At 61.2% G+C, this 13,961-nt stretch carries 13 protein-coding genes; 2 read left to right on the top strand and 11 right to left on the bottom strand.

The window, feature by feature from the left end; genetic code table 11:
• Positions 1-124 precede the first annotated feature (124 nt).
• On the top strand, positions 125-688 hold the full coding sequence (locus tag JOE34_RS08255; RefSeq protein WP_010407119.1) for a DUF2780 domain-containing protein: 564 nt from the start codon (positions 125-127) through the stop codon (positions 686-688).
• 403 nt (positions 689-1,091) lie between these two features.
• Here the strand turns inward: JOE34_RS08255 and JOE34_RS08250 are convergent, their stop codons facing one another.
• Positions 1,092-1,985: an acyltransferase gene (locus JOE34_RS08250; protein WP_046265640.1), complete on the bottom strand. Its 894-nt coding sequence runs from the start codon at positions 1,983-1,985 to the stop codon at positions 1,092-1,094.
• 193 nt (positions 1,986-2,178) lie between these two features.
• Between JOE34_RS08250 and JOE34_RS08245 the strand changes: the two genes are divergently transcribed.
• Positions 2,179-2,682 carry an ATP-dependent zinc protease gene (locus tag JOE34_RS08245; RefSeq protein WP_003393621.1) on the top strand — a complete coding sequence of 168 codons (504 nt, stop codon included), beginning with the start codon at positions 2,179-2,181 and terminating at the stop codon, positions 2,680-2,682.
• 206 nt (positions 2,683-2,888) lie between these two features.
• On the opposite strand, the gene JOE34_RS08240 is transcribed toward JOE34_RS08245, so the two are convergent.
• The 10 genes from JOE34_RS08240 to JOE34_RS08195 form a co-directional block, all read right to left on the bottom strand.
• On the bottom strand, positions 2,889-3,518 hold the full coding sequence (locus tag JOE34_RS08240; RefSeq protein ID WP_024664141.1) for a glutathione S-transferase family protein: 630 nt from the start codon (positions 3,516-3,518) through the stop codon (positions 2,889-2,891).
• 69 nt (positions 3,519-3,587) lie between these two features.
• Complete coding sequence (locus tag JOE34_RS08235; protein WP_003316145.1) at positions 3,588-3,770, bottom strand: hypothetical protein; 183 nt, start codon at positions 3,768-3,770, stop codon at positions 3,588-3,590.
• The gene (locus JOE34_RS08230; protein ID WP_046265639.1) at positions 3,767-4,900 is read right to left on the bottom strand and encodes a PepSY-associated TM helix domain-containing protein; all 1,134 of its coding nucleotides are present in this window, start codon (positions 4,898-4,900) and stop codon (positions 3,767-3,769) included. The genes JOE34_RS08235 and JOE34_RS08230 overlap by 4 nt, the downstream gene beginning before the upstream one ends.
• 121 nt (positions 4,901-5,021) lie before the next feature.
• Positions 5,022-6,005 (bottom strand): FecR family protein, encoded by a 984-nt coding sequence (locus tag JOE34_RS08225; protein ID WP_024664139.1) that lies wholly within the window; start codon positions 6,003-6,005, stop codon positions 5,022-5,024.
• Positions 6,002-6,520 (bottom strand): RNA polymerase sigma factor, encoded by a 519-nt coding sequence (locus JOE34_RS08220; protein WP_046265638.1) that lies wholly within the window; start codon positions 6,518-6,520, stop codon positions 6,002-6,004. Before JOE34_RS08220 ends, JOE34_RS08225 begins: the two co-directional genes overlap by 4 nt.
• A gap of 283 nt (positions 6,521-6,803) precedes the next feature.
• A complete protein-coding gene (gene betA, locus JOE34_RS08215; RefSeq protein WP_046265637.1) occupies positions 6,804-8,510 on the bottom strand; it encodes a choline dehydrogenase in 1,707 nt (568 codons plus the stop codon).
• Positions 8,511-8,650: 140 nt separating this feature from the next.
• Positions 8,651-10,123: a betaine-aldehyde dehydrogenase gene (betB, locus tag JOE34_RS08210; RefSeq protein ID WP_003393629.1), complete on the bottom strand. Its 1,473-nt coding sequence runs from the start codon at positions 10,121-10,123 to the stop codon at positions 8,651-8,653.
• A 101-nt stretch (positions 10,124-10,224) separates the two neighbouring features.
• On the bottom strand, positions 10,225-10,818 hold the full coding sequence (gene betI, locus JOE34_RS08205) for a transcriptional regulator BetI (protein ID WP_002555619.1): 594 nt from the start codon (positions 10,816-10,818) through the stop codon (positions 10,225-10,227).
• Between the two features lie 324 nt (positions 10,819-11,142).
• Positions 11,143-12,531 carry a GTPase/DUF3482 domain-containing protein gene (locus JOE34_RS08200; RefSeq protein ID WP_046265636.1) on the bottom strand — a complete coding sequence of 463 codons (1,389 nt, stop codon included), beginning with the start codon at positions 12,529-12,531 and terminating at the stop codon, positions 11,143-11,145.
• Positions 12,524-13,903 (bottom strand): DUF2868 domain-containing protein, encoded by a 1,380-nt coding sequence (locus JOE34_RS08195; protein ID WP_046265635.1) that lies wholly within the window; start codon positions 13,901-13,903, stop codon positions 12,524-12,526. Before JOE34_RS08195 ends, JOE34_RS08200 begins: the two co-directional genes overlap by 8 nt.
• Between the last annotated feature and the right edge of the window lie 58 nt (positions 13,904-13,961).

Raw genomic sequence — 13,961 nt, 5'->3', positions numbered from 1 at the left:
CGGGTAATACATAGATGTTCTATGACAACGCCGGGCAGACCGGGAACAAGCTTCTGTTCCTCCAGTCAAACCCTCTGCTTCATCGCCCACTCACGGGCGGTTCCGGTTCGATAAAGGTGACGCAATGAAAACTGCACGCGCAATGGCTTTGGCAACGTTGATGGCGGTGGGTGCAAGCCCTGCATTCGCCTTCAATCTGAATGACGCCGCGAACGCGGTCTCCAATGCCACCAATGGCAATCAGAAAGCCACGGCGGCACCCGAAGTCGCGGGGCTGCTCAATACCCTCGGTACGCAGCTCGATGTCACCCCGAAACAGGCGGTTGGCGGGACGGGCGCATTGCTGGGGCTGGCGAAAAACAAACTGACCAGCACCGATTATTCGCAGTTGGCCAAATCGGTCCCGGGCCTGGAGCAAATGTCCGGAACGTCCGCGCTGGAAAGCCTGGGCGGCGCCAACGGGCTGGGCAGCCTGCTGGGCGGCAAATCGGGCAATAGCTCGATGCTCAACAGCGCGCTGGGCAATGTGCAGAGCATGGGTGATGTGAATAACGCCTTCAAGGCGTTGGGCATGGACAGCACAATGGTCAGCCAGTTCGCCCCGCTGATTCTGCAGTACCTGGGACAGCAAGGTGCCAGTGGTTCGGCGTTGCAGAGTTTGAGTGGGTTATGGGGTGCCGGGAGCTGAACCGGACCTTATACGCGTAGCCGCCCTCAATATATCTCCGCTTTTGTACTGCTTTTTTTGCATAGCGCCTGAGATCAACGCACCCGCTGAATTGAAGGCCGCGCCAACCATGGCAGTGCTGCGGTCTTCAGGTAATTGCCCAGCAAGTAATATCCAGTGATCGGATCAATCGTCTGCCCTGTAAAACCGGGTACGCCCAGTGCAGATGTTTGCAGGGATCGCATGCCATAAGGGCTGTAGACAAACGCATGGCGGCGCAGGGGCCAGGCTTGCCAGTCGGTCCAGTGCGTCGTAACGGTATGAGCCGATCAGCGAAACGTCGGGCGATGACATGAGAGCGGATTCCGGCAATATTAAAGGCCAGTCTCATCCGCCAGTTCGCCTCGTCTATCTGTCAGAACTGTCAGTGCCCGGGCAACTCCAGCCGCAACGCCGCAATGCGCGCATCTTTCTCGACCCAGAGCTGATTGACCCAACCCTGCACTTTCTCGCGAAACACAGGGTCGTTTTCGTAATCGCCCTGCCACAGCGCCGGGTCCAGCTCGCGGGTCCGGATGTCGACGATCACGTTGGAAACCCGGCCGCAGAGCATGTCCCAGAAACCGGGAATGCCTGATTCGGGATACACGACCGTGACGTCCAGGATGGCATCGAGTTGCTCGCCCATTGCCGCCAGCACGAAGGCAACGCCGCCGGCCTTGGGTTTGAGCAGATGGGTATACGGCGAGCCCTGCGCCGCATGTTTGGCTGCGGTGAAGCGCGTGCCTTCCAGGTAATTGACGATGGTCACCGGCTGGCGCTTGAACAGCTCACAGGCGGCCTTGGTGATTTCCAGGTCCTTGCCCTTGAGCTGCGGATGCTTCGCCAGGAGCGCCTTGCTGTAGCGCTTCATGAACGGGTAGTCCAGCCCCCACCACGCGAGGCCCAGCAACGGTACCCAGATCAGTTCTTTTTTCAGGAAAAACTTGAAGAACGGTGTGCGCCGGTTGAGTGCCTGGACCAGCGCGGGAATATCCACCCACGACTGATGATTGCTGATGACCAGGTAGGAGGTGTCACCACGCAGCCCTTCATCGCCACGAATGTCCCACTGCGTCGGTATGCAGGTGGCGAAGATGACCTTGTCGATCTCGGCCCAGGTTTCGGCGATCCACATGACCGCAGCCGAACAGCGATCGCGCATCCGGCCTCTGAACAGCAGCTTGAGCAGCGCAAAAACCAATAGCGGACCGATCAGCACCAGCGTATTGATCAGTAACAGCAAGGCAACAAAACAGCCGGTGAGCAGACGGCGCATAACGGACTCTTGAAGGTTCAGGGGCGGCAATAATAAAGATCCTCGCGTTTTACGCCAATTACACAGGTGCTTACAAATGTTTCACGTCTCGGCCTTTATGCTGACGTCATATTTATCCTGACGAACCTACCGCAGGTTCGCTGTCTAAACCCGGGCGCCAATCAGGCGCTGACTATTGCGAGGAACCTCTCACGTGAAACCGATCCTGGCGCTATTGTCTTTGCTGGCCCTGCCGGTCATGGCTGCTGAACCGACGTTGTATGGTCGCTACGAGAACATCAAGGTTGCGGAAATAGGCCAGACCTTCAAGGCCAAGATGGACACCGGCGCACTGACCGCCTCGCTGTCGGCAAAGGACATCGAGTTGTTCAAGCGCGATGGTGATGACTGGGTACGTTTCCGCCTGGCAACCAAGGGTGCGGACGACAAGGTGTATGAGCACAAGGTCTCGCGGATCAGCAAGATCAAGGGACGCGCCGAAGGTGATGACGATGATGACGAAGGCATCAACCCTGCCAAGCGTCCTGTCGTTGATCTGGAACTGTGCCTGGGCGACAAGAAGCGTACGGTCGAGGTCAATCTGGTGGACCGCAGCCACTTCAACTTCCCGCTGTTGATCGGTGCCAAGGCACTGCGTGAATTCGACGCCGCGGTCAATCCGGCCCGTCGCTACACCGCTGACGAGCCTGATTGCTGAGATTGTTCATAGTCCCCAGTATCGTGTGACGCTCCACGCCGGCGCAGCGCAGATCTGTGACGCAGAGCGTCACCCACGGCATTCCCACGCTGGAGTGAGGAACGATAGGTGACCGTAAGAACACCATCGTGCCCATGCTCCGCGTGGGTATGCCGTTCAGGACGCTCTGCGTCCTATCCTGAACATAGGGCGCGGCGCAGATTGACTCAAACCGGCGGCTGGGTCGCGATCATCGATGGCCGTTGACTGACGTCCAGGTACCAGGCGGACAGTCGCGGATAAGTACTGCGCCAGTTGAGATCCGGCTGACGGAAATCCAGATATCCAAGTGCAACGGCGACGCTGATCGATGCGACATCGAAGGACGTGCTGAGCTCGGTGATCGCGTCGCTATCGAAGTAATGCAGCGAGCGTTCAATCTTCTGCTGCTGGTTGTCCAGCCACTGGTCCCAGTGTTTTTCCTGCGGACGCAAGGCGGTTTCGTAGCGGATCAGCACCGCCGCATCCAGCAACGCATCGGCCAGCGAAGCCAGGGTCAGGCGCCTCCAGCGGGCCGAGCCTTCCCGGGGGATCAGTGGCAGGCCCACGTGCTGATGGTCGAGATAATCAAGAATCACACGGCTGTCATGAATGACATTACCGTCGGCCAGCCTTAACGCGGGAAGCTTGCCGGCCGGGTTGTCTTCGTTGAGCTCGGCAGACGGGCTGACCGGTGTCAGTACTGTGGTCTGCAACTCGACGCGATCGAGCTGAGCCGTTTCATGCAGCATCACCATCACCTTGCGGGCGAAGGGTGAAGCCGCGTTGAAGTACAACGTCATCGTGGGCGCTGACATGGGTATTCCTCGAATGAGACAGGATCCTAGACTAGTCAGCCTGTGACGCGTCTGCAATCAGCGTTTCAATCAGCCCCGCCGCACCAGCAAGCCCTTGATACTCAACAGGGCTGCCGTCCCCATGCCCAGCCACGCCAGCGTATCCCACCAGCCGTCACCCAGCAGCGCGGCGAACAAGCCGACGCCGATAAGCAGCGCTATCACGGTGGGTATCGCAAAGGTCTTCCAGAATCGCGATGGCCTGGAGCTCATTGCGCCACCTGAGCCTGAACAGTGCTCACCGAGCGCGCGGCACGACGCCTTACCCACCACAGATAAACGCCGCTGCCGAGCACGATGATGGTCAGCACGTCCAGCACTGCCCAGAGAATCTTCATCGGCATGCCGCCGTAATCACCGAAATGCAGAGGTTGCGACATGCCCAGTGCGTCCATGTACCAGGGACGTTCGACCACGGCGGTGACTTGCAGGGTCCGGGCGTCGATCAGCACCGGGGTGGCGAGGTGCGCAGTCAGGTGCGTATTGCCTTTGAGGAACACCGCGTAATGATGCTCGCTGGAGAAGCGCGTGCCGGGGAAGGCAATGAAATCGGCCTGCATGCCGGGCGCAGCGGATTCGGCAATCTCCAGCAATCGTGTCGCCGGGGCGCGCTGGCTCAATGGCGGCGCGTCCTTGTAAGGAGCGATCATGGTGGCCAGCGCGTCATTGCGCCAAGAGGCAATCAGCAGATCGGCACAGGCGCTGATCACCCCGGTCACGCCGACCACCAGCGCCCAGGTCAGTGTCACTACGCCGATCAGGTTGTGCAGATCCAGCCAACGCGTACGCCTGGATTTATTGACCCGCACCTGGCCGAACTCCAGCTTGCGCATGAACGGCGCATACAACACGGTCCCGGAAACGATCGCCACCACAAACAGCAAGCCCATGAACGCCAGCAACAGTTTGCCGGGCAGGTTGGCGTACAGGTCTACATGCAGGCGCAGCATGACCATCATGAAGCCGCCGTTGGCAGAAGGCATCTCCAGTGCCTCACCGGTGCGCGCATCGAGGGCGAAGGTGTGCGAGGAGTTGGGCTCGGTGCCGGCGGTTGCAGCGGTGATTGCCATTACGCCATTGGGGTCTTCGTCGTCCCAGCCGAAGTACTGCATCACCTCTCCAGGGCGATGCGCTTCAGCAGCCCTGGCCAGTTGCTCCAGGTCCAGGCGTGGCGTATCGGCAGGCATCTGTTTGTAATGCGGAGCGTCGCCGAGCAGATGATCGATTTCATGATGAAAGATCAGCGGCAGGCCGGTGACAGCCAGCATCAACAGGAACAGGGTGCAAATCAGACTGCTCCAGGTATGCACGATGGACCAGCGGCGCACGGTTTGGCTTTTCATGGTTTATCCACAGACGAAGGGACGCAGCGCTGAGCGCGTCCCCGAAATGACTTGTAAGACTAAGCCGCTCGAAACCGAAAAAGTGTCAGGGCGATACGCTGTCTGCATGAATGGGTATGTTTCAGAGTTTTGCCGGAGGATTACCGGGCTGTTGATCCCTGGACAGCACGGACACCCACCACGCTGTGTGTTGTTCTATCTGCACAGGCAAGGTCGGCAGCAGCGCCTTGAGCGCCAGGTCTGTGTCATTCAACGGGAAGGTGCCGGTCACCCGCAGATCAGCCACCTTCGGATCGACGCCCAGATGTCCTGTCCGGTAGCGCCCCAGTTCAGCGAGCATATCCGCCAGCCGCGCGTTGTCCACCACCAGCATGCCGCGCGTCCAGGCATCGGCGCCGGAAGGCATGCCAAGCAACGGGCCAAGTCCGTTGCGGCTCAGCAGCACCTGTTGGCCTTCGCGCAGAACCTGTTCGCCGGGAGCATTGCGCGGGTGGGCGACAACCGCCGATTGCAACACGCTGAGCAGGGTTCCATCGGACTCGCGCCGAACCAGAAAACGCGTTCCCAGGGCGCGCATCTTTCCATCCGCCGTCTCGACGATGAAGGGCCGCGGGTCGTCATGATCGCCGGTCTGCACCAGTATTTCACCGTCCTGCAGAATGACCCGGCGTTGCTGCGCATCGAAGCGCACATCGATTGCGCTGTGGGTGTTCAGACGAATCAGGGTGTTGTCCGCCAGACGCACGTCGCGCTGTTCACCGGTGGCCGTGCGCTGGTCGGCAAGCCAGTAATCTATCGGTAGATAGCGGTCGCCGACGAACAATGCCAGGCCCAAGGCCATGAACACTCCGGCCAGACCGCCACCGAGCTTGCGCAAACTGTGTCGCAGGGCACCCGGTGACTGTTGCAACGCCTTGCGTGCCGGACCTGCGGGCAAAGCAAAGCGCTGATTGACCATGCCCAACTGGCTCCAGGCCCGGGCATGCTCTTCGTCGGCGGCCAGCCAGCGCGCCAGCTCGGCGTCATTGCCGCCGTTGCTGTCCATGTTCAACTGCCACTCGATGGCCGCATCGAGCACACGGGCAGAGACCGGTCTGGTGTTCACGTCGGCTCACCGTAGAGCGCCACGTAGCACTGCCGCATGGCCTGAGCCAGGTACTGCCTGACGCGCGAGACCGAAACGCCCAGCTTCTCGGCAATCTCGGCGTGACTCATGCCGTCGAGGCGACTGTACAGAAAGGCCGCCCGCGCCTTGCTGGACAGCGTGCCGAGCATGCGGTCGATGGCCTTGAGGTCTTCCAGAATAAGCATCTGCTTTTCCGGAGAGGGCTGCTCGGCCTCAGGCACCAGCATCAATTCCCCGAGATAGACCTGCTCCAGCGCAGCGCGCCTGAAGTGATCGAACATCAACCCTTTGGCGACGGTTGCCAGGAAAGCACGCGGCTCTCTGGGCGCAAGCAATTCATGGCGCCCCAGCAAACGCAAGAACGTGTCCTGACTCAAATCCTGAGCACGTTGCGGGCAGGCGACATTGCGTCTGAGCCAGGCCAGCAGCCAGCCGCGATGATCGCGATACAGCGCACCAACGATCTCGCTATGAGTGCTTGGGACTGACGACACGAATGGCCTCGATGAGAAAGTTCTAACTAAAGAGAATCATTCGCGATTGTGGCAGAGCGGAGGGGTAGTGGCAATTCGCGTCTGTCGGGAGGAGGGTCTGAATCGAGTCGGCGCTCGTAACTATGCTCCGCGCCCATTGCGACGCGGAGCGTAGGAAAATGCATTGCTGGAGCGTGAGGAACGAGAATCTCGTAACTATCGTGCCAATGCTCCAGTGTGAAATACATTCCACGCTGGAGCATGCACAACCAAAGGCGTCCCGGGAGGACGCCTGGTCGTCGGATCAACCCTGGTGGCTGATCTCGCGCAGCGGCTTGCCGCGTGCCGGCTTGTCGCCTGCGACGAAGTAGTCGGCCGTGCTGCGTGGCAAAGGCTGGCGACCACGAATCTTGTCGGCGATTTTCTCGGCGATCATGATCGTCGGTGCATTCAGGTTACCGGTGGTGATGATCGGCATGATCGAGGCATCGACCACACGCAGGCTTTGCAGGCCATGCACGCGACCCTGTCCATCGACAACCGCCATCTCGTCGGTGCCCATCTTGCACGAGCAGGACGGGTGATAAGCCGTTTCGGCATGCTCACGCACGAACTGATCCAGCGCCTCGTCGGACTGCACGTCGATGCCGGGGCTGATTTCGCGGCCACGGTACGGGTCCAGTGCCGGTTGCTGCATGATCTCGCGAGTCAGGCGGATGCCGTCACGGAACTCCTGCCAGTCCTGCTCGCTGGCCATGTAGTTGAACAGGATGCTCGGGTACTCGCGCGGGTCTTTGGATTTGACCTGCACGCGGCCACGGCTCGGCGAACGCATGGAGCCGACGTGAGCCTGGAAACCGTGTTCCTGAACGCCCTTGGTGCCGTTGTAGTTAATCGCGACCGGCAGGAAGTGGTACTGAATGTTCGGCCATTCGAACGCTTCACTGGAGCGAATGAAACCACCGGCTTCAAACTGGTTGCTCGCACCGATACCTGTACCGAGGAACATCCACTCGGCACCGATAGCAGGCTGGTTCCACCACTTCAGCGAAGGATACAGCGACACTGGCTGGGTGCAGGCGTACTGCAAGTACATCTCCAGGTGATCCTGAAGGTTCTGGCCAACGCCCGGCAGGTCATGAACCACCGGAATATCCAGCTTGTTCAGCACTTCGGCCGGGCCGACGCCGGACCGCTGGAGAATCTGTGGCGAAGCGATCGCGCCGCCGCACAGCAGCACTTCCTTGCGGGCACGGGCCTGGATGCGGGTGTCGCTGTCGCCCACCAGATAGGCAACGCCTACGGCACGCTTGCCTTCGAACAGAATACGATCGGTCAGCGCGTGAGTGACGATGGTCAGGGTCGAGCGCTTCTTGGCCTCGTCCAGATAACCACGGGCGGTACTGGCGCGACGGCCATTAGGCGTCACGGTGCGGTCCATTGGACCAAAACCTTCCTGCTGGTAACCGTTGAGGTCGTCAGTGCGCGGGAAACCGGCTTGTACGCCGGCCTCGACCATCGCGTGGAACAGCGGATTGTTGCCCGCCTTGGGTGTGGCCACGCTGACCGGACCTTCACCACCGTGGTAGTCATTCGGGCCGATGTCGCGGGTTTCCGCCTTGCGGAAGTACGGCAGGCAATCGAGGTAGCTCCAGTCTTCGAGACCCGGCTCCTTGGCCCAGCCGTCGTAGTCCATCGCGTTGCCGCGGATATAGCACATGCCGTTGATCAGCGATGAGCCGCCCAGGCCTTTACCACGACCGCATTCCATCCGGCGGTTGTTCATGTGCGGCTCTGGCTCGGTCTCGTAGGCCCAGTTGTAGCGACGGCCCTGCAGCGGGAATGCCAAGGCGGCAGGCATCTGGGTACGGAAATCCAGACGGTAGTCCGGGCCACCGGCTTCGAGCAGCAGAACAGTGACGCCTGCGTCTTCGGTGAGACGGGCTGCCAGGGTGTTACCGGCCGAGCCGGCACCAATGATGATGTAGTCGTATTCGGATTGAGTTGTCATAGAGGCTCCCTCATAGAGCTGCGAGTTTCAAGCCTTGGCCGCAAGCAGAAGCAGCCAGGCGATACTCGTGAAAATGGGGTGCGGCAGGCAGCTTTTGAGTGCGTCTGCTTGAGGCCTGCCGCGTGCCACTGAAAACGTGTTTAGAAAACCGAGGCGTAATCGCCCAGCTCGATCTGTACCGACTTGATGCGCGTGTACTGGGCCAGCGAGCTGATGCCGTTCTCACGACCAACGCCCGACTGCTTGTAACCGCCGACCGGCATTTGTGCCGCCGACTCGCCCCAGGCGTTGATCCAGCAGATACCGGCTTCCAGCAGATGAATCACGCGGTGGGCGCGGTTCAGGTCGCGGGTCACGATGCCAGCGGCCAGGCCGAAGTCGGTGTCGTTGGCGCGGCGCACCACTTCATCTTCGGTGTCGTAACCGAGGATGCTCATCACCGGGCCGAAGATTTCTTCACGCACGATGGTCATCTCGTCGGTGCAGTCGGTGAACACGGTCGGGGCAACGAACGCGCCCTTGTCGAACACACCGCCAGTCAGGCGATCGCCGCCGCACAACAGACGTGCGCCCTGCTCTTTGCCCTTGGCGATATAGCCCAGCACGCTTTCCATGTGCTCGAAGCTGACCAGCGGGCCGAAATTGATGTTTTCGTCTTCCGGGTTGCCGGCGCGGATGCGCTTCACACGCTCGAGGATCTTCGCTTCGAACTCGGCCTTCAGGGCGTTCGGCACGAACACGCGGGTGCCGTTGGTGCAGACCTGGCCGGAACTGTAGAAGTTGGCCATCATCGCGATGTCAGCGGCGCGGTCCAGATCGGCGTCATCAAACACGATCAGCGGTGACTTGCCGCCCAGCTCCATGGTCACTTCCTTGAGCGACGAGCTCGAGGCGCTGGCCATGACTTTCTTGCCGGTGTCGGTGCCGCCAGTGAATGAGACTTTCTCGATGCGCGGGTGCTCGGTGATCCAGGTGCCGACTTCACGGCCGCTGCCGGTCAGCACGTTGAATACGCCGTTCGGTACGCCTGCTTCGGTGTAGATTTCTGCCAGCTTCAGGGTCGTCAGCGAAGTGACTTCACTCGGCTTGAAGATCATCGCATTGCCCGCCGCCAGTGCCGGGGCGGATTTCCACAGTGCGATCTGGATCGGGTAGTTCCAGGCGCCGATACCGGCTACCACACCCAGCGGCTCGCGACGGGTGTACACGAAGGAAGAATCGCGCAGCGGGATCTGCTCGCCTTCGATGGCGGGCACCAGACCTGCGTAATATTCCAGCACGTCGGCGCCGGTCACGATATCCACGTAGCGGGTTTCGGAGATGGCCTTGCCGGTGTCCAGCGTTTCCAGAGCAGCCAGTTCATCGTTGCGCTCACGCAGGATGTCGACGGCACGGCGCAGGATGCGCGAACGCTCGACCGCCGTCATGGCGGCCCAGATTTTCTGACCCTTTTCGGCCGCGACGACGGCGCGCTCGACATCGTCCTTGCCTGCACGCTGGATCTGCGCCAGGACTTCGCCGTTCGCCGGATTGATGGCGTCGAAAGTTTCAGGGTTGCTGGCATCGACATAACCGCCATCGATGTAGAGTTTCTGCAGTTCAAAACGGGCCATAAAGTCCTCGCAAATTCAGTGGGGGACGATGACTGTTTTCAGTGTGCCGGGGTGGTTCGGCACGGGCTTATACAGTCGTTCGGTGAGGCGCTTCGAAAGCGTCAGCTCGCCGATTTCGCCAATTGAAAGTCCATGTACTCGTAAGCGATCCGTTGCGCTTGCTCGGTGTCGAATGCATCGCCTGACAGCGCGCCTCTCAGCCACAACCCGTCTATCAGGGCTGCCAGCCCGCGGGCGGCGCTGCGTGCCTGTTCCAGTGGCAAGGTGCGGCGGAACTGACAGCACAGGTTCGAATACAAACGGTGGTCGTTGATACGCTGCAATCGGTGCAGCGAAGGGTGATGCATGCTGGTCGCCCAGAAGGCCAGCCAGGTTTTCATGGCCGGGCCGCTGACCTGACTGGCGTCGAAGTTGCCTTCGATGATCACTTGCAGGTGAGCCCTGGGGCTGTCTTCGGTCAGCGCCTGACGGCGTTCGCGGACGTTCTGGATCAAGGCGTTCATCAGATGCCGCATCGTGGCGGCGATCAGGCCGTTCTTGTCCTGAAAATAATGACTGATGATGCCGTTTGATACGCCTGCCAGTCGCGCGATCAGCGCAATGCTGGCATCGCCCATACCGACCTGATCGACCGCAGTCAGCGTGGCCTGGATCAACTGTTGGCGGCGGATGGGTTGCATTCCGACCTTGGGCATTGGCGCGATTCTCCCGGGTGTCTGCAGTGATCGTTGTAACGAAAAGACGAGACCAGTCTAAAGATTTTTTATTGAACGATCAATCAATAAAAAATCCGTGCCCAGTTTTAGCGGCAAGCGACACGTTGAAAAGCGCCTGAATGCGGGTGTGCTGGAGGATGCGTCAAGGCGCATATGTGTGACGCGGAGCGTCACGACAGGCATTGCCACGCTGGAGCGTGAGGAGCGATGACCTCAACTATCGTGCTCTTCAACTATCGTGCGACGCTGCGCGTCGCATGCCGTTCTGGACGCTCTGCGTCCGGTCTTCAGCGCCGGAACAGTTCAATCCTGCAAAACCACAGCCGCCAGCTCATCAATCGCTTCCTGCCGCTCAGCCTGATTCGGTTTGGGCTGCGGGTTGAGTGTCGACCACTGCGGGTGGGCGCGGGCGCGTGACAGGGGTTCGGGGATTTTGCCTTTGCGCCAGGTCTTGTCCTGCGGTGTGGTCAGTTCGATGCTGTGCAGGGCAGCGTGGCCCCTGACACCCAGCGCCAGCAGCAAGTGGCGCTGACGCAGGGCGAGCAGGCGCAGTACCGCATCGTCGACGGTCAGTTCTCTGCGCCCCTTGAGCTTGCCGAGCAACCGGCCTCCGTAGCTGCGCGCTGTGGATAACGCACCACCGGCAATCGCCCCGACCAGCGCCGCCGCACCCAGCGTCACGCCGCCAACCATCAGGTCGACACCTGCTCCGGCCGCCGCACCAGCCGCTACACCGCCGCCAACGCGCACGCCCATCAACTTCAGGGTTTCCGGGTTGAAAAGGTCATCGCCCCAACGGCCGTCCATCAACGGCAAATCGCCGCTGGATACATCATCCTTGCGAAACGCATACAGCTTGAGCAGCGCCTCGACACACTGCTGTTCGCGCTGGCGAACTGCCTTGCGCAGCGCTTCCACCGCCTGCTGCTCTTGGTCGACGGTGGTTTCGACACTGCGCCGGCAAGCTGCGCAATCAATCAGCAGTTCGGCGATCAGGCGAGCGGCGCTGTGGCGTTTGGCTGTGCGCTGTTTTTCCTGATCGTCAATCAGCCGCTCGAGCCGCGGCCGCGCGCTTTCCAGCAACAGTGCCAGGCTTTCATACAGACGGCGGCCGCCGTCTTCCGGGGGCGCCACGCTGTCGAAACGCACGAGCGCATGCAGGCCCAACCGTGAAAGCGCTTCGCGCCACTCCGGCTCGCGATGCTGCTGCGCACTGACGAAATTCAGCACCGGCAGCAGTGGCTTGCCGCAGCTTGCCAAAACCGCCAGTTCGTCACGGTATTTGGCCAGCACCGGCTCACGCGCATCGATCACATAAAGACCGGCGTCCGAGTCGAGCAACTGGCGCATGACCTTGGCCTCCTGCTCAAAACGCTGGCGTGCCTCGCTGCCCTCCAGAAAACGCGTCAGTCGCGCTGGTCCGTCCAGACGCTCGCCGGGACGGTCCAGACGCTCCAGATAATCGAGCAGCGCGATAGCGTCTTCCAGGCCAGGCGTGTCGTACAGCTCGACCAGCGCCTCGCCGTCCACAGAAAGGCGCGCTCCCTCGACATGACGCGTCGTGCTGGGACGATGGGAAACTTCGCCGAAACTGACATCACCCGTCAGGGTACGCAGCAGCGAGGTCTTGCCGACGTTGGTATGACCGACCACCGCCAGCCTGATCGCACGAGTGCTGTCTGCTTCAGTCATGGCCTGTCTCCAGCCAGTTCAAGGACGCACTGTCGGCGTGCGGCAACTGCAATTGATCCAGCGCGAGGTGCCAGTCACCGAGACGCTCAGGGTCAAGCCTCTGCCCGGCAGGCGCGGGCAGCAGCCAGATGCGCGCTGCACCGGCGCAGCGTGCCAGTTCGGCGATCAACGCCAGACTGCCACGGTCCGGCGAGCGGCGCGGGTCGCAGGCGATCACCATGCGCGCAGGCGGATACTGGGTCAGTTGCTCCAGCAGTTTGTGGCGCGACTCACGGCTGTCGAGAATGCCTGCATCGGCCACACCCGACGGCAGCGCTGGCGGCCAGACCTGCTGATCATCCAGCTCGATGGCCACTAACAAGGCGCCATTGCTTTCAACAGCCCCCAGGCCGGACTGCACCTGATGCAGCGCAGCAGGCTCGGCATCGTTGACACCCAGGCGCTCGCTGCTGGGCATCAGGCGCTCACGCAATTCAAGGTATTCGGGTAAATCCAGATCGAGGCGTAGCGCTGCCCTGCCCTGCTTCCAGCGCCACAGGCAGAACCCGGCCAGCAACAGCCGCGGCACGATGCCGTACACCAGCAGAACACCGACCAGCCAGGCCGCCCAGGCCTGACGCGCATTCTCGATACTCAACGCGCCATTGCCGCTGGCACGAATCATGGTTTCGTCCGGCACGCTGAACCCCAGCCACGCCGGGATCGTACTGAGCGTCTGGGTAAGGCTGACGAACGTGTCGCTGCTCAGAATGGTGGTTTCCCAGACAAACCCGTAGCGTCGGGTCGCCATCAGCATCAACAACAGCACCAGCGCAGTGAGTAACGCCAGCAGCCACAGGCTGTGAACCACCAAACCGAGCGCCCAGCGATTCAGGCGCTGGCGTTGCAGCAGCAAAACCAGCGCCGGGGCGAGCTGCGCGGCCTGGGCGTCACGGGCGAGCTTTTCACTCAGCCACAGCCACACTCGACCCAGCCCGCTATTACTGCGCCCGGCGAAGATCAGGCCTAGCGCCCAGGTCAGCAAAAGCACAAGGTTCAGCCCCAGCAGGCTGCCCAGCGCCCAGAACACATTGACCGGTGCCTGCCCGTCGCCCATTGCGGCGAACGCCAGGCCCGCGCCACTGATGACCGAGAGCACCGCCAGCGCAATCAACGCCAGCCGCGCGCCCTGCTTCCAGTGGTGCAGTGCGCCAAGCATGCCGTCGCGCTGCGCCAGGCCGAGGGCTCGGTGGGTAATGCGCGCCGTCAGGTCGCCTCCGGCAGCGCGGGCACGGCGATTGGCTTCCTGATCTTCCAACACGCCAGCCTGTTGTTCGCGCAGGCGTACGGCTTCGGTCAGCCAAAGGGTATCGAGGGGGGTCAGTGCAGTCACACAGTGTCTCTTGATTGAATTCAGCGGTGAGCATAACCGCAGTCATGGGACTGAGCAC

It is taken from the genome of Pseudomonas sp. PvP028, assembly GCF_017832255.1.
Taxonomy (GTDB): domain Bacteria; phylum Pseudomonadota; class Gammaproteobacteria; order Pseudomonadales; family Pseudomonadaceae; genus Aquipseudomonas; species Aquipseudomonas syringae.
This window is presented reverse-complemented; position numbering and strand designations above follow the sequence as displayed.